This is a genomic window from Amycolatopsis anabasis, from assembly GCF_009765355.1.
GTDB classification, from domain to species: domain Bacteria; phylum Actinomycetota; class Actinomycetes; order Mycobacteriales; family Pseudonocardiaceae; genus Amycolatopsis; species Amycolatopsis anabasis.
The window spans coordinates 24,988-39,063 of sequence record NZ_VTHK01000001.1 but is presented as its reverse complement, the minus strand read 5'-3'; the positions used below and the strand labels follow the sequence as shown (position 1 = coordinate 39,063).

At 71.6% G+C, this 14,076-nt stretch carries 17 protein-coding genes; 14 read left to right on the top strand and 3 right to left on the bottom strand.

Annotation, left to right across the window (positions count from 1 at the left end):
* The first annotated feature begins 105 nt into the window (after positions 1-105).
* From FXO23_RS00225 to FXO23_RS00190, 8 genes are all read left to right on the top strand, one after another.
* Positions 106-561 carry an Asp23/Gls24 family envelope stress response protein gene (locus FXO23_RS00225; RefSeq protein WP_158879423.1) on the top strand — a complete coding sequence of 152 codons (456 nt, stop codon included), beginning with the start codon at positions 106-108 and terminating at the stop codon, positions 559-561.
* Positions 562-619: 58 nt separating this feature from the next.
* On the top strand, positions 620-808 hold the full coding sequence (locus FXO23_RS00220) for a hypothetical protein (RefSeq protein ID WP_158879422.1): 189 nt from the start codon (positions 620-622) through the stop codon (positions 806-808).
* On the top strand, positions 805-1,104 hold the full coding sequence (locus tag FXO23_RS00215) for an Asp23/Gls24 family envelope stress response protein (protein WP_158879421.1): 300 nt from the start codon (positions 805-807) through the stop codon (positions 1,102-1,104). The genes FXO23_RS00220 and FXO23_RS00215 overlap by 4 nt, the downstream gene beginning before the upstream one ends.
* On the top strand, positions 1,101-1,613 hold the full coding sequence (locus tag FXO23_RS00210; protein ID WP_158879420.1) for a DUF6286 domain-containing protein: 513 nt from the start codon (positions 1,101-1,103) through the stop codon (positions 1,611-1,613). Before FXO23_RS00215 ends, FXO23_RS00210 begins: the two co-directional genes overlap by 4 nt.
* A complete protein-coding gene (locus tag FXO23_RS00205; RefSeq protein ID WP_158879419.1) occupies positions 1,610-2,179 on the top strand; it encodes an alkaline shock response membrane anchor protein AmaP in 570 nt (189 codons plus the stop codon). The genes FXO23_RS00210 and FXO23_RS00205 overlap by 4 nt, the downstream gene beginning before the upstream one ends.
* A 112-nt stretch (positions 2,180-2,291) precedes the next feature.
* The gene (locus FXO23_RS00200; RefSeq protein WP_158879418.1) at positions 2,292-2,684 is read left to right on the top strand and encodes a DUF2784 domain-containing protein; all 393 of its coding nucleotides are present in this window, start codon (positions 2,292-2,294) and stop codon (positions 2,682-2,684) included.
* Positions 2,685-2,698: 14 nt separating this feature from the next.
* Positions 2,699-3,355, top strand: a complete 657-nt coding sequence (locus FXO23_RS00195; RefSeq protein ID WP_158879417.1) for a hypothetical protein — start codon at positions 2,699-2,701, stop codon at positions 3,353-3,355.
* Entirely contained in the window at positions 3,352-4,005 is a 654-nt protein-coding gene (locus tag FXO23_RS00190) for a TrmH family RNA methyltransferase (RefSeq protein ID WP_158879416.1), read from the top strand. Before FXO23_RS00195 ends, FXO23_RS00190 begins: the two co-directional genes overlap by 4 nt.
* Before the next feature lie 380 nt (positions 4,006-4,385).
* Here FXO23_RS00190 and FXO23_RS00185 read toward each other — a convergent pair whose 3' ends face one another.
* Complete coding sequence (locus FXO23_RS00185; protein WP_158879415.1) at positions 4,386-5,396, bottom strand: glycoside hydrolase family 76 protein; 1,011 nt, start codon at positions 5,394-5,396, stop codon at positions 4,386-4,388.
* Between the two features lie 56 nt (positions 5,397-5,452).
* Between FXO23_RS00185 and FXO23_RS00180 the strand changes: the two genes are divergently transcribed.
* Complete coding sequence (locus FXO23_RS00180) at positions 5,453-7,606, top strand: molybdopterin-dependent oxidoreductase (RefSeq protein WP_158879414.1); 2,154 nt, start codon at positions 5,453-5,455, stop codon at positions 7,604-7,606.
* Positions 7,607-7,641: 35 nt separating this feature from the next.
* On the opposite strand, the gene FXO23_RS00175 is transcribed toward FXO23_RS00180, so the two are convergent.
* Positions 7,642-8,508: a substrate-binding domain-containing protein gene (locus tag FXO23_RS00175; protein ID WP_158879413.1), complete on the bottom strand. Its 867-nt coding sequence runs from the start codon at positions 8,506-8,508 to the stop codon at positions 7,642-7,644.
* An 87-nt stretch (positions 8,509-8,595) separates the two neighbouring features.
* On the bottom strand, positions 8,596-9,627 hold the full coding sequence (locus FXO23_RS00170; RefSeq protein WP_158879412.1) for a LacI family DNA-binding transcriptional regulator: 1,032 nt from the start codon (positions 9,625-9,627) through the stop codon (positions 8,596-8,598).
* A gap of 120 nt (positions 9,628-9,747) precedes the next feature.
* On the opposite strand from FXO23_RS00170, the gene FXO23_RS00165 reads away from it, so the two are divergent.
* The 5 genes from FXO23_RS00165 to FXO23_RS00145 are packed head-to-tail and all read left to right on the top strand — an operon-like array spanning position 9,748 to position 14,075.
* Positions 9,748-10,767: a substrate-binding domain-containing protein gene (locus tag FXO23_RS00165; RefSeq protein WP_158879411.1), complete on the top strand. Its 1,020-nt coding sequence runs from the start codon at positions 9,748-9,750 to the stop codon at positions 10,765-10,767.
* Positions 10,764-11,750, top strand: a complete 987-nt coding sequence (locus FXO23_RS00160) for an ABC transporter permease (RefSeq protein WP_179956630.1) — start codon at positions 10,764-10,766, stop codon at positions 11,748-11,750. The genes FXO23_RS00165 and FXO23_RS00160 overlap by 4 nt, the downstream gene beginning before the upstream one ends.
* Positions 11,747-12,559, top strand: a complete 813-nt coding sequence (locus FXO23_RS00155; RefSeq protein WP_158879410.1) for an ATP-binding cassette domain-containing protein — start codon at positions 11,747-11,749, stop codon at positions 12,557-12,559. The genes FXO23_RS00160 and FXO23_RS00155 overlap by 4 nt, the downstream gene beginning before the upstream one ends.
* The gene (locus FXO23_RS00150) at positions 12,556-13,437 is read left to right on the top strand and encodes a PfkB family carbohydrate kinase (protein WP_158879409.1); all 882 of its coding nucleotides are present in this window, start codon (positions 12,556-12,558) and stop codon (positions 13,435-13,437) included. Before FXO23_RS00155 ends, FXO23_RS00150 begins: the two co-directional genes overlap by 4 nt.
* A complete protein-coding gene (locus FXO23_RS00145; RefSeq protein ID WP_158879408.1) occupies positions 13,434-14,075 on the top strand; it encodes a nucleoside/nucleotide kinase family protein in 642 nt (213 codons plus the stop codon). The genes FXO23_RS00150 and FXO23_RS00145 overlap by 4 nt, the downstream gene beginning before the upstream one ends.
* Position 14,076 lies beyond the last annotated feature (1 nt).

Sequence of the window (14,076 nt, the reverse complement as noted above, 5' to 3'; positions counted from 1 at the left end):
CACGAACGGGTCGTGACGTTTCCCCGGGTGCCGTGTCTATCCCGACGAAGGACCACGAAGTCCTTCAATGACAACGACATTCACCGGCACACGAGGGAGTTCGCCATGGCGGAGACCAAGACCACCGACGTGACCAAGCAGCCGACCGCGGGCCCGGACGCCGGCGCGCTGGTCACCAAGCAGGGCGCGACCACGATCGCGGACACCGTGGTGCAGAAGATCGCGGGCCTGGCCGCGCGGGAGGTCAGCGGCGTGCACGATCTGGGCGGTGGTGCGGCGCGGGCGTTCGGCGCGCTGCGCGAACGGATCCCGGGCGCCAGCGCCAGCGCGAGCCAGGGCGTCTCGGTGGAGGTCGGCGAGAAGCAGGCCGCGGTGGACCTGCAGCTCCTGGTGGACTACGGCGTGTCGATCGCGGACCTGGCGCGGGCGGTGCGGCGCAACGTGATCAGCGCGATCGAGCAGATGACCGGCCTCGAGGTGGTCGAGGTCAACATCAACGTGAACGACGTGCACATCCCGGGTGAGGACGACGACGAGGGCACCTCGGACCGCGTCCAGTGACCCGCCGGGCCGCCGCGCGGTCGGGGCGCGGCGGCCCTCAATCTTGTTGGGAGGCACCATGAACGGCACTTCGATCGGCCTGGTCACCGGGCTGGCGCTCGGTTTCGCGGCCGCGTTCGGCGGGTTCGCCGCCTTCGTGATCGTGCTCGTCCTCGGCGCGCTCGGCCTGCTGGCCGGGCGCTGGGCGGACGGCGAACTGGACCTGTCCGCGCTGACCGGGCTCGCCCGCGACCGGGGGTCCCGGTGAGCGAACGCGGGCGGACCAGCATCGAACCCCGGGTGGTGGAACGGATCGCCGCCCGCGCGGTCACCGAGGAGCTGCGGCGCCCGGCGCGCGTGCGGGCCCGCCTCGAGGGGGACGCGGCCACACTGGACGTCAAGCTCACGGTCGGCTACCCGGATTCGGTGGCCGAGGCGACCGAACGCACCCGCGCGCATCTCGTGCGGCGCACCGGCGAGCTCACCGGGTTCACCGTGCCGCGGGTGGACATCGTGGTCACCGGCCTGGACGCCGGGGACCGGCGGACCAGGAGGGTGCGATGATCCGCCGCCCGCGCCGGGTGCTCCCGGCCGCCGCGGTCGCGCTGGTCCTGCTCGCGGGATGCGTGGTGATCACGATCGCGTGCGTCCAGACCCTGCTCGGCCAGTCGCCGGTGGTCCGCTACGAGCAACTGACCGGGCTCGCGCGGTGGAACGAACTCCCGGTCGCGGTCGGCGGCGGGGCCGCCGCCGCGCTCGGGTGCGTGCTGGTGTTCCTCGCGGTGTCGCCGGGCCGCCCGGTGGTAGTGCCGCTGACCGGCACGGACATCGATTCCGGTACCACGCGGAGCGGTCTGCGGCGGGCACTGGCCGACACCGCGGCCGGGGTCGACGGGGTGTCCGCGGTGCGGCTCCGGCTGCGGCGCCGGAAGGTCACCGCCGCGGTCCGCACCGGGCGCGCGACCACCGGCGGCCTGGCCGACGCGGTGCGCGGCGCCCTCGACGCCCGCCTCGACGAGATCGCCCCGGTCACCCGGCCGCGCGTCCGGGTCAAGGTGCGGAGTTCGCGATGACCAATGCCAACCGGCCCGCCCGTCTCAACCGTTCGCTGCTCGCGCTGACCGGGATCGTGCTGCTCGCCGGGGGCGGATTCGCGCTCGCGACGCATTTCGGCGCGCTGCGCGTGCTCGATCCGGCCGCCTCCCTCTTGCCCGGTGGCATGCTCCCGGCCTGGGCCTACTACGCGGCCGCCGCGGTCGCCGTGCTGCTCGGCCTGCTGTGCCTGCGCTGGCTGGCCGCCCAGGCGTTCCGGCGCCCGAAGTCCGGCACCTGGCGGCTGGAACGCGAACCCGCGCTCGGCAGCACCCGCCTGGACGCCGCCATCGCGGTGAAACCGCTGGTCGGCGAGGTCGAGGACTATCCCGGGGTGCACGCGGTGACCGCGACCCTCGCGGGGGAACGGGACCGGCCCGAACTGCACCTGGTCGTCGGCGCCGAGCGCGGGGCCGCCCTCGGCGAGCTCCGGGGCCGGATCGCCGGGGAGGCGGTGCCGCGGCTGCGCCGGGCACTGGACCTCGACGCGCTGCCCGCGGTGGTGGAGTTCCGGCTCACGCGGAAATCCGGTGCCAGAATCCGCTGATCGGCGTACCTTCGATAGTGGTCAATAGATCACTTTGTCGATCGGTTCTCAGGTTTCGTGGAGTACCGTCGGGGGTAGTCAATGGGGGTTGGCGAACGGGGGTGCAGGGCAGATGGCGGCCTTCCTGGCGCATCTCACCGTGGGGGTTCACGTTCTCGCGCTGCTGTACATCGGCTTCGGCGGGTTTCTCGCCTGGCGCTGGCCGAAGACGCTGTTCGTGCACGTGTTCTTCGCCCTGTGGGGCATTCTGGTGAACGTCTTCCCGATTCCGTGCCCGCTGACCGCGCTGGAGAACTACTTCCGCCACCAGCAGGGCCTCGGTGACCTGCCCGGCGGCTTCAACGAATATTACATTTACGACACGGTGTTCCCGCGCGAGATGATGCCGTTCATCGCCGTCGTGGCGCTGGCCGTGGTGACCATCTCGTACGTCGGCGCCTACCTGCGGTGGAAGCACCGTGAACAAACCGGCGACGCACCGGCCCACCGCATCAGCCTCGGCTGAGACAGAATCGTCGGGTGGTCTACGTCTTCATCGCCCTCGGCGCGATCATCCTGCTCGGCCTGGTCATCGGGCTCGCCCGGCGGCCGAAGGCCCAAGCCGCCCAGCAAGCGCATGTCGACGCCGTGCGCTCGACGGCCGTCGGTTTCGGCTGGCAGATCGACCAGGTGGCGCTCGGCGATCTGTACCGGCGGCTGCCCCAGCTCGGCTCGGTGCTGGGCAACGACGAGAGCGGGGTCCGGGTCACCGCGCAGCTGTCCGGCCAGTGGCGGGGCGTGCCGATCTGCGCGGCGCAGATCAGCTACGCGACCGAGGGGATGGCCACCCGGACCTGGCACACCGCGACGCTGCTGCTGGTCAAGCGGCCGTTCGCCGGGCCGGAGATCATGGTCGGCCCGCAGCAGCGGTGGTCCTGGATCGACACCAAGATCGGCTACCCGCCGTTCGACGAGCGGTTCCACGTGTACGCCCCGAACGAGCAGGCCGCCCGCGAGGTGCTCACCCCGGCGCTGGCCGGGCACCTGGTCGCCGACGCGCGGATGGCCGACCGGGTGCTCTTCTTCGGCGGGGCGGAGGTCGCGACCCTGTTCCCCGGTCCGCTCACCCAGCAGCAGGTGCTCACCGCGCTCGGGGACCTGCTGGTGGAGGTCGTGCAGCGGATGGGCGTCCGATGACCGAGGCCGGGCCGACCGAATGGGTCGCGCGCGAGGAGGTCGGCGTCGGCCCGTGGGAGGGCGCGTGGCCGGCGGATGAGCGGTACGACCCGGAACTGCTGGCGCACGGCGACCGCCGCAACGTCGTGGACGCCTACCGGTACTGGCGCCGCGAGGCGATCGTGTCCGATGTGGACAAGAGGCGGCACCCGTTCCACGTGGCGATCGAGAACTTCCAGCACGACCACAACATCGGGACCGTGGTGCGCACGGCGAACGCGTTCGCCGCGGCGGCCGTGCACATCGTCGGGCGGCGGCGCTGGAACCGGCGCGGCGCGATGGTGACCGACCGGTACCAGCACCTGCACCACCATGCCGATGTCGAGACGCTGCTCGCCTTCGCCGCGGCGGAAGGACTTGACGTGGTGGCGGTGGACAACACCCCGGGTGCGCGGCCGGTGGAAACCGCCGAACTGCCCCGGCACTGCGTGCTCCTCTTCGGACAGGAAGGCCCGGGCCTGTCCCCGGCGGCCCAGGATGCGGCCGGGCTGGTGGTGTCCATCGCCCAGTTCGGCACGACCCGTTCGATCAACGCGGGCGTGGCCGCCGGAATCGTCATGCACACCTGGATCCGCCAGCACGCCGACCTCACCACCTCCTGGGGGTCGTGAGTGTTCAGGCCGGTCAGAGCGGGTTCTCATTTGGTCGCCTACTTGTGACCTGGCGTTTCCGTTCGACGAGCCGCACTTGGCCGACAAAGCGTGAACCCGCGCTGGGTGGTGGTGCTCGGAGGTACCCAATGCGGCGTTCGGTACCTTCAACGCCCCGAAAGCCACATTGGTGTCCTCCGGGCACCCCGACGAGCACGGCCTCGTTGCGGTCCCCTCTTGGCCGACAAAGTGCGACGAGCATCGGGGTGGCAGCCAGGCGGCGCCTGCACGCCCAGACCGGTCACCGTCTCCTGTAAGGGAACCAAGTCTGGGGGTCGTGAGCGTTCCGGCCGGTTAGAACCGGCCGCACCACTCACGACCCCGGATCACGAATTGCGGGGTCAATCCAGGGTGGCGGCGGCTTCGAGGAGGAGCCAGGCGCCGAGCTGCACCGAGAGGTCGCGGGCCGGATGCCCGGGCGGTAACGGAAGTTCCGGCGCCGGGTCCGTCCACTCCGGACTGAACAGGGGGCCGTAGGGAGCGTCCACGGCACCCTGCCAGCACGCTTCGGCGCTGGTGAGCACGAGTTCCCGGGCCAGCGAGGCATCCGCGCCGGGTGGCAGCCGGAGCGCGGCGAGTGCCAGGTACCGGGCCAGGATTCCGGCGAACAGCCCGCCGTCCCCGCCGCCCTGCCCGCGCAGCACCCCGCCCGGCGCGCAGTGCCCGGCCACCGCGCGGATCGTCCGCCCCGCCTGGTCCGCTTCGGACAGTTCGAGGCACGCGCCGAGGAAAACTCCTTGGCAGTAGGTGTAAACCAGCCGCACGGTCTCGCCGGTGTCGACGCGCAGGCCGTCCCACACCACGCCGGTGTCCGGATCCACCAGGTGCTCGGACATCCAGTCCAGGAGTTCCCGGGCGCGCTGCCGTTGCCCGGCCCGGGCGTGCAGGATCGCGGCCGGACCGTTCGCCGGGACGTTCTTGAACGCGTCACCGCGCCGCCACCGGATCCCGCCGCCCGCGTCCGCCGTCCAGCCCTCCCGCAACCGCTCGAGGATGGTGCGCAACGGGCCGTCCGTGCCGCCGATCGGCGCGCGCTGCAGCGCCAGGCCGAGCCACGCGATGTCGTCGTAGTACTCGTTGGTCCAACGGCCGAAGTTGCGCAGCCGCACCGAACGCGCGAACCGGTCGAGCACCGCGACCCGCGCGGCCTCCGGGCGGCGCGCCTGCGCGTCGACGAGGCAGTCCAGCAGATGCGCCTGCCACCAGTAGTTCCAGTGCCAGTGCAGCCGCTGCCCGGGATCCGGCGGCCACCCGCTGCGCCCGAGCGCGGTCCACGGCAACCCCCACACCCTGCGCAGATGCCGCCCGATGATCGCCCGTTCGGCCGCCGCCGCCCGCTCCGCCGCAGTCATGCCTCCCATGATCTCGCGACCCTGGACATACCGCTCGGTATGTGTACCGTGAGCCCATGACCACGGCACACGTCACGTGTCCCCTGTGCGAGGCCACCTGCGGGCTGACCGTCGCGCTCGACGGCGACCGGGTCACCGGTGTCCGGGGCGACGCCGAGGACGTCTTCTCCCGCGGCTACCTCTGCCCGAAAGGCGCCTCGCTGGGGGCGCTGCACCACGATCCGGACCGGCTGCGCGCGCCGCTGGTCAAGCGGGACGGCGAGTTCGCCGAGGTCGGCTGGGACGAGGCGTTCGCCGAGATCGACCGGCGCCTGCGCCCCATCCTCGACGACGACCGCGACGCGGTGGCCGTCTACGCGGGCAATCCGGCGGCGCACAACCTCGCCGCCACCCTGTACGGACCCGTGCTGTACAAGGCGATCGGCACGCGGAACGTCTACACGGCCGGGACCGTGGACCAGATCCCCAAGCACTTCTCCGCCGGATACCTGTTCGGGCACGGGTTCTCGATCCCGGTGCCCGACCTCGACCGCACCGAACACCTGCTCGTGCTCGGCGCGAATCCGTTGGTGTCCAACGGAAGCCTGATGACCGCCGCCGACGTGCGCGGGCGGCTGCGCGCGATCCGGGAGCGCGGCGGCAAGATCGTCGTGGTCGATCCGCGCCGGTCCCGCACCGCGCGGGCCGCCGACGAGCACCACGCGATCCGGCCGGGCACCGACGCGTTGCTGCTGTTCGCCATGGTGCACGTGCTGTTCGCCGAGAACCTGGTCGCGCCGGGCCGCCTCGCCGGACACGTCACCGGCGTGGACGACGTGCGCGAGCTGGCGCGCCCGTTCACCCCGGAGGCGGTCGCCCCGGCCACCGGGATCGACGCGTCCGAGATCCGCCGGATGACCCGGGAACTGGCCGCCGCCGGGCGGGCCGCGGTGTACGGCCGGATCGGCACCACCACGCAGGCGTTCGGCACGCTCGCGAGCTGGCTGGTCGACGTGCTGAACGTGCTGACCGGCAACCTGGACCGCGAGGGCGGCGCGATGTTCCCGCTCGCCGCCGCCGGGCAGCCGAACAGCGCATCCGGGAAACGGCGGCCGTTCACCACCGGCCGCTGGAAGACACGGGTGCGCGAACTGCCCGAGGTGTTCGGCGAGGTGCCGGTCGCCACGCTCGCCGACGAGATCGTCACGCCCGGCCCGGGCCGGGTGCGCGCGCTGCTGACGGTCTGCGGGAACCCGTGCCTGAGCACCCCGAACGCGCAGCGGCTCGCGGAAGCGTTGGGGCAGCTGGACTTCATGGTGTCGCTGGATGTGTACCTGAACGAGACCACGCGGCACGCCGACGTCATCCTGCCCGGGCCGACACCGTTGGAACGGCCGCACTACGACCTCGCGCTGTACCAGCTCGCGGTGCGCAACGTGGCGAACTGGACCCCGGCCGCGCTGCCGAGCGAGCTGCCGCAGGAATGGCAGACCTTGTTGCGGCTCACCGGAATCGTCACCGGGCAGGGCCCGGAGGCGGACCTCGAAGCGCTCGACGAGTTCGTGGCGGCCACGATCGCGCGGCGCGGCGGCGTGGATCCGGCGCTCGCGGGCGATCGGCGTGGCCCGGAACGCCTGGTGGACCTGATGTTGCGCGGCGGGCCCTACGATCTGACCCTGGCCGATCTGGAGGCGGCGCCGCACGGAGTCGACCTCGGCCCGCTGCGGCCGCGCGTCCCGGAAATCCTGAGCACGGCGAGCGGAAAGATCGAGCTGGCGCCCGAGGCGATCACCGCGGACGTGCCGCGGCTGGCCGCCGAACTCGCGCGCGTGCCGGACGGCCTGGTCCTCATCGGGCGGCGGCACCTGAGTTCGAACAACTCGTGGATGCACAACCTGGAACCGTTGGTACGCGGCGGAAATCGCTGCACGGTGCAGGTGCATCCGGCGGACGCGGACCGGCTCGGCCTGATCGACGGCGGCCGCGCGCTGGTGCGTTCGCGGGCGGGGAAGATCGAGGTTCCGGTCGAGGTCACCGAGGAGGTCCGGCCCGGGGTGGTGAGCATCCCGCACGGCTGGGGCCACGACGTGCCGGGCACCCGCACCGCGGTCGCGGCCGCGCACGCCGGGGTGAACTCGAACGTGCTCGCCGACGAGATCCTGCTCGACGCGCTGTCCGGCACCGCCGTCCTCAACGGCATCCCGGTCGAGGTCGGCCCGGCGGCGCCCTGACCGGTCGCGGCACTTTGGGGAAGTGCCGAGGCGGGTCAGCAGCCGCAGGAGGTGCGGTGCATGAAGCGGGGGGCCAGGCGGACGGTTTCCGGTTGCCGGTCCGGGTCGCCGATCCGCGACAGCAGCAGGTGCACCGCCCGGCGCCCGATCTCGGCGGTCGGCTGCGCCATGGTGGTCAGCGGCGGATCCACGATCCGCGCCCATTCCGTGTCGCCGAAACACGCCAGCGCGAGGTCCTCCCCGACCCGCAACCCCCGCCGGTGCACCTCGTAATGCACCCCGACCATCATCGCCTCACCGGCCACGACCAGGGCCGAGGGTCTCGGCCATTCGTCGAGCAGCCGACCGGCCGCCCCGGCCGCGCCACCGGCCGAGGATTCCCCGCAGCTCACCAGTTCCCGGTGCCAGCGCAACCCGGCGCGGCCGAGGCCGAGCCGGTAACCCAGCGCGCGTTCCTCGCTGCTGGCCAGCCGGGGCGCGCCGCTGACCAGCCCGATCCGCCGGTGCCCGCGTTCGGCGAGGTGCCGGACCAGCGCGCACGTCGACTGGATGTTCTCCGCGCCCACCTGGTCCACGTCGTTGCGGTTGGCGACCCGGTCGACCAGCACGGTCGGCACGCCGAGCCGCACGAGTTCGGTGACCACCCCGTCGTCGCCCGCCGCCGGGGCCAGCAGCACCCCGTCCACGCACTGCGCCCGCAGCATGCGCACCACGTCCGCTTCGGTGGCCGCGCTGTCCCCGGTGTCCGCGAGCACCACCGAACAGCCCGCTTCGGTGGCCGCCTTTTCGATGGCGTTCGACAGCTCCGCCGACTGCGGACCGGGATCCAGCGGCATGGCCACGCCGAATCTGTGGGTGACGGGCGCGCCCCAGAACGGAAGCGCTTCGGTAAGTGCGGTCATCGGTCAGGGCCCCTCGTTTTCGCGATGGGCGAAGGTAACCCCGATTCGGGTGTCATCCCATCGTGCACACGGGATATCACCCGATATTCAACTTTGTGGGTGAACGCAACCGCAGGAATTGCGATGTTTGAGTGTCGGTGGTAACCGGATCGTCTCCGGTTTCCGCTCCGGATCGGCTATCCGGGACAGCAGCAGCCGCACCGCCTGCCGCCCGATGGCTTCGATCGGCTGTGCCATCGTGGTGAGCGGCGGATCGACCAGATCGGCCCATTCCACGTCGTCGTAACCGGCCACCGCGACCTCGCGGCCGATGCGCACCCCGCGCCGCCGGGCCTCGTGCAGAACGCCGACCATCATGCTGTCGTTGGCCACCACCAGCGCCGTCGGCGGTTCCGGGGACGACAGCAGCGCGCGGAACGCCTCGGCGCCGCCTTCGCGCGCGGAATGCCCGCTCACCACGAGGGACGCGTCGAACGCCAGCCCGCCGCGGCCGAGCCCCAGCCGGTAACCCAGCGTCCGCTCCTCGCTGGTGGTCAGCCCGGACGCACCAGAGATGAGCCCGATCCGGCGATGCCCCAGCGACGCCAGGTGCTCGGTGAGCGCCGAGGTGGCCTGGATGTTCTCCGCGCCCACCTGGTCCACGTCGGTCCGGGTGGTCAGCCGGTCGACCAGCACGGTCGGCACGCCGAGCGACACCAGTTCGCCGATCACCGCGCCGTCGCCGGGCGCCGGGGTGAGCAGCATGCCCTCGACGCGGCGGGAGCGCAGCGTGCGCACGGTGTCCTGTTCGGTCGCGACCGTGTCGTGGGTGTCGGCGAGCAGCACGGTGTAGCCCGCGGCGGCCGCCTCCCGTTCGATGGCCTGCATCAGCATCGCGAAGTACGGGTTGGCGAGCAGCGAGATCGCGACGCCGATCGACCGGGTGCCGCCGGTGACCAGGGAGCGGGCGATCGCGTCGCCGGTGTAGCCGGTGGCCTCGACCGCGCGCAGCACCGCGGCCCGGGTTTCCGGGGCCACCGCGCGAGTCCCGTTGACCACGTGTGAGACGGTCGTGATCGAGACGCCGGCCAGTTCCGCGATGTCCTTCTGCGTGGGCCGTGTCGACTTCGGCTGCGGCATGCGTCTCCCCTGGTCGAAAGATCACTCGCAAGCGTTTGCGCAAACGCTTGCGTCCTGAGCATAGGCGTGTTTACCGTCCCCGATCAGTTAGGTCTGGGTTTCCTCGAAGTAAGGAAAGACATGAGACACCGTCGTCTCACCGCACTCGCCCTCGCCGGGGCGCTGGCGGTCGCGGCCAGCGGATGCACGGTCGAGCGCCACTGGGGTGGCGGCTCGAACTCCGGTGGCAGCGGAAAGGCCAAGGTCGGCTTGGTGACCAAGACCGACACCAACCCGTACTTCGTCGAACTGCGCAACGCGGCCCGCGCCGCGGCGCAGGCGCAGGGCGCCGAGTTCAGCGCCCTGGCCGGCCAGTTCGACGGCGACAACGACGGCCAGGTCCGGGCCATCGAGAACCTGATGCAGCAGGGCGCCAACACGATCCTCATCACGCCCAGTTCGTCGACCGGGGTGCTGGACGCGATCAAACGCGCCCGCGAAGCCGGGGTGCTGGTCATCGCGCTGGACACCGCGACCGAACCCGCCGAAGCGGTGGACGCCACGTTCGCCACCGACAACTTCGAGGCGGGCCGCCAGCAGGGCGCCTACGTCAAGGCCGCCCTGGCCGGGGCCGCGCCGAAGCTGATGATGATCGACGGGACCGCGGGCAGCACCGTGGACACCCAGCGCCACGGCGGTTTCCTGAACGGCATCGGGCTGGCCGACGGGGCGCCGGAGATCCTCGGCCGGGTGCAGGCCAACGGTGACCAGAGCCTGGCCCAGCAGGGCATGGAGAACCTGCTGCAGCGCACCACCGACATCAACTCCGTCTACACGATGAACGAGCCGATGGGCCGCGGCGCCTTCGCGGCGCTGCAGGCGCGCGGGCTGGCCGACCGGATCGTGATGGGGTCGATCGACGGCGGCTGCGAGGGCGTGCGGAACGTCAAGAGCGGCGAATACGCGGCGACCGTCATGCAGTTCCCGAAGAAGATGGCCGAGCAGGGCGTCACCGCGGCCGTCGAGTACGCGAAGACCGGGAAGAAGCCGAGCGGGTTCATCGGCACCGGGTCCGTGGTGATCACCGACAAGCCGATGCCCGGGATGGACAGCCAGACCACGGACTGGGGCTTGCGGAACTGCTGGGGTGAGAAGAAATGACGGCATTTGAAATCCGGTCGAACGACCGGCCCAGTCTGGGGGAGTTCTTCCTGCGCGCCCCGGCGGTCGGTCCCGCGCTGGCCCTGGTCGTCGCGATCGTGGTGTTCTCGCTGGGCACCGACACCTTCCTCAACCTGGACAACCTTTCCCTGGTGGTGCAGCAGTCGCTGGTGATCGGCACCCTGGCGCTGGGCCAGACGCTGATCATCCTGACCGCCGGGATCGATCTCGCGAACGCGGCCGCCATGGTGCTCGGCACGCTGATCATGGCGAAGCTGTTCGTCGGCGGCGTGGACGGATTCTTCGCACTGCTGCTGGGCATCGCGGCCACCGTGGTGCTCGGCACGGTCACCGGCTCGCTGGTCACCCGGATCAAGCTGCCGCCGTTCATCGTCACGCTCGGCATGCTGACCATGCTCACCGCGACGGCGAAACTCGTCGCCGGTGGTCAGGGCGTGCAGATCGACAGCGGGCTGCTCACCTGGCTCGGCACCCGGCGCTACCTGTTCGGCGGCATCCCGGTCACCTACGGCATGACGCTGGCGCTGCTGATGTACCTGGGCATGTGGTACGCGCTGACGAAAACCGCGTGGGGCAAGCACGTCTACGCGGTCGGCAACGCGCCGGAATCCGCGCGCCTGTCCGGGATCAAGGTCAAGCGCACGATTCTTTCGGTGTACGTGGTGGCCGGGGTGATCTTCGGGATCGCCGCGTGGCAGGCGCTCGGCCGGGTGCCGAACGCCGATCCGAACGCGTTCCAGCTCGGCAACCTGGACTCGATCACCGCGGTCGTGCTCGGCGGCACGAGCCTGTTCGGCGGCCGCGGTTCGGTGATCGGGACCATGCTCGGCGCGCTGATCGTGGCCGTGCTGCGCTCCGGGCTGACGCAGCTCGGCGTGGACGCGCTCTACCAGGACGTGGCGACCGGCGCGCTGGTGATCGCCGCGGTGGCCGTGGACCGTTTCGCGAGGAGGCAGCGATGACCGCCGAACCGACCCTGTCCGCGCGCGGGCTGGTCAAGCGCTACGGCCGGGTGACCGCGATCGACGGCGCGGATTTCGACCTGTACCCGGGCGAGGTGCTGGCCGTGGTCGGCGACAACGGCGCCGGGAAGTCGAGCCTGATCAAGGCGTTGTCCGGCGCGCTGGTGCCGGATGCCGGGGAGATCAAAGTGGACGGTGCGACCGTGCACTTCCGCACCCCGATCGACGCGCGCCGGTACGGCATCGAGACGGTGTACCAGGATCTGGCCGTCGCTCCCGCGCTGGACATCGCGTCGAACATGTTCCTGGGGCGGGAAAAACGGCTCGGCGGGCCGTGGTCGGTGTTCCGGAAGCTGGACACCGCCACCATGCGCACCGAGGCCCAGCGGATCCTCGACGAACTCGGCATCCAGATCAAGTCGATCACGCAACCGGTGGAGACGTTGTCCGGCGGGCAACGGCAGGGCGTGGCGGTGGCACGGGCGGCCGCGTTCGGCACCAAGGCGGTGATCATGGACGAGCCGACCGCGGCGCTCGGCGTCGCCGAGTCCGGCAAGGTGCTCGCGCTGATCGACCGGATCCGCGGGCGCGGGCTACCGGTCGTGCTGATCAGCCACAACATGCCGCACGTGTTCGACATCGCGGACCGGATCCACGTGCACCGGCTCGGCAAGCGGGCGGCCGTCGTGTCTCCGAAGACGCACACCATGAATCAGGTCGTCGGGCTGATCACCGGGGCGCTGCGGATCGGTGCGAGCGGCGAGGTGGAAGAGGTCGAGGCGGCCGTCCACACCGGACTGTCGAGTTGAGCGTGCTGCTGGCCGGGCTGTGCACGGTCGACGTGGTGCAACGCGTCGCCGAACTGCCCGGGCCCGGGGAGAAAACCCAGTCGCTGTCGGTGGAAACCGCCGCGGGCGGCCCGGCGACCAACGCGGCGGTCGCGGTCGCCGCGCTGGGCGGCGAGGCGGTGCTGGCGACCGTGCTCGGCGCGCATCCGCTCGCCGATCTCGCCCGCGCGGACCTCGCCGCGTGCGGCGTCCGGATGCTGGATCTGCTGCCGGACCACCCGGAGCCGCCCGCGGTCAGCGCGGTGACCGTCCGGGACCACGACGGCGAGCGCACGGTCGTCTCCCACAACGCCGCCGCGGCCCCGCACTTGGCCGACGGAGTGCGGGCGCTCGACTTCGTGCGCTTGGCCGACAAAGTGCGGGCGGTGCTGGTGGACGGGCACCATCCGGAGCTGGCGCTGGCGGTCGCGAAATGGGCGCGGGGCAAGGGAATTCCGGTGGTGCTGGATGCCGGGAGCTGGAAGCCGGTGCTCGACGAACTGCTGCCGCTGGTGGACATCGCCGCGTGCTCGGCGCAGTTCCACGCACCCGGCAAGGGACTGCTCGAGCGCGGGGTGCCCGCGGTAATCACCACGCACGGCCCGGACCCGGTCCGCTGGCGGACCGCCGAAGGCTCCGGCGAGGTTCCGGTGCCGCGCGTGACCGCACGCGACACGCTCGGCGCGGGCGACGTCTGGCACGGGGCACTGGCTTACGGCACGGGGCGATTCGGCACGGCGCGGTCCGACCTGCCCGAGCTGATCGAGTTCGCCAACGAGGTGGCCGCGGAGCGGGTGCGCCACGCAGGACCGAGGTCGTGGCTGGCCGCGGTCGCGGAAAAGGGAAGAGGAGTGCGGTGACGGAGACTACGTTCGAAGATCTGCTGGCCCGGGCGCAAACCCTGGTGGCGAGCGGGCGCAGGAGCCTGCTCGGGATCGTCGGCGCGCCCGCGTCCGGCAAGACCACGCTGGCGTGGGGCCTGGCCGACGCGCTGGGGAACCGGGCCGCGGTGGTCGGTATGGACGGTTTCCACCTCGCGCAGGTGGAACTGCGGCGGCTTGGCCGGACCGAACGCAAGGGCGCGCCGGACACCTTCGACGCCGACGGGTACGTGCACCTGCTCCGGCGGCTGCGCGAGGGCACGGAAACCGTGTACGCGCCGGAGTTCCGGCGGGAGATCGAGGAACCGATCGCCGGCGCGGTGCCGGTGCCACCGGACGTCCCGCTGGTGATCACCGAGGGCAACTACCTGCTGCTGGACGAGGAACCGTGGCACGGGGTGCGCCCGCTGCTCGACGAGGTGTGGTTCCTCGCGCCGGACGAACCGGAACGGCTGGAGCGACTGGTCACCCGGCACCGGCGGTACGGGCGTTCCCTGGTGGAGGCGCAGCAGCGGGCCCTCGGCTCGGATCAGCGCAACGCCGACCTGATCGTGGCGACCGCGTCCCGCGCCGATCTGGTGCTGGAGAACATGCCGCTGGTGAACTTCGCGATCTGAG

Excerpts from the sequence above, each read along its gene's own strand:
- FXO23_RS00220 (WP_158879422.1), top strand. The coding sequence starts at position 620 with ATGAACGGCACTTCGATCGGCCTGGTCACCGGGCTGGCGCTCGGTTTC.
- FXO23_RS00170 (WP_158879412.1), bottom strand. The coding sequence starts at position 9,627 with ATGCCGCAGCCGAAGTCGACACGGCCCACGCAGAAGGACATCGCGGAA.
- FXO23_RS00190 (WP_158879416.1), top strand. The coding sequence starts at position 3,352 with ATGACCGAGGCCGGGCCGACCGAATGGGTCGCGCGCGAGGAGGTCGGC.
- FXO23_RS00225 (WP_158879423.1), top strand. The coding sequence starts at position 106 with ATGGCGGAGACCAAGACCACCGACGTGACCAAGCAGCCGACCGCGGGC.
- FXO23_RS00185 (WP_158879415.1), bottom strand. The coding sequence starts at position 5,396 with ATGACTGCGGCGGAGCGGGCGGCGGCGGCCGAACGGGCGATCATCGGG.
- FXO23_RS00205 (WP_158879419.1), top strand. The coding sequence starts at position 1,610 with ATGACCAATGCCAACCGGCCCGCCCGTCTCAACCGTTCGCTGCTCGCG.
- FXO23_RS00200 (WP_158879418.1), top strand. The coding sequence starts at position 2,292 with ATGGCGGCCTTCCTGGCGCATCTCACCGTGGGGGTTCACGTTCTCGCG.
- FXO23_RS00155 (WP_158879410.1), top strand. The coding sequence starts at position 11,747 with ATGACCGCCGAACCGACCCTGTCCGCGCGCGGGCTGGTCAAGCGCTAC.
- FXO23_RS00180 (WP_158879414.1), top strand. The coding sequence starts at position 5,453 with ATGACCACGGCACACGTCACGTGTCCCCTGTGCGAGGCCACCTGCGGG.
- FXO23_RS00165 (WP_158879411.1), top strand. The coding sequence starts at position 9,748 with ATGAGACACCGTCGTCTCACCGCACTCGCCCTCGCCGGGGCGCTGGCG.
- FXO23_RS00210 (WP_158879420.1), top strand. The coding sequence starts at position 1,101 with ATGATCCGCCGCCCGCGCCGGGTGCTCCCGGCCGCCGCGGTCGCGCTG.
- FXO23_RS00160 (WP_179956630.1), top strand. The coding sequence starts at position 10,764 with ATGACGGCATTTGAAATCCGGTCGAACGACCGGCCCAGTCTGGGGGAG.
- FXO23_RS00175 (WP_158879413.1), bottom strand. The coding sequence starts at position 8,508 with ATGACCGCACTTACCGAAGCGCTTCCGTTCTGGGGCGCGCCCGTCACC.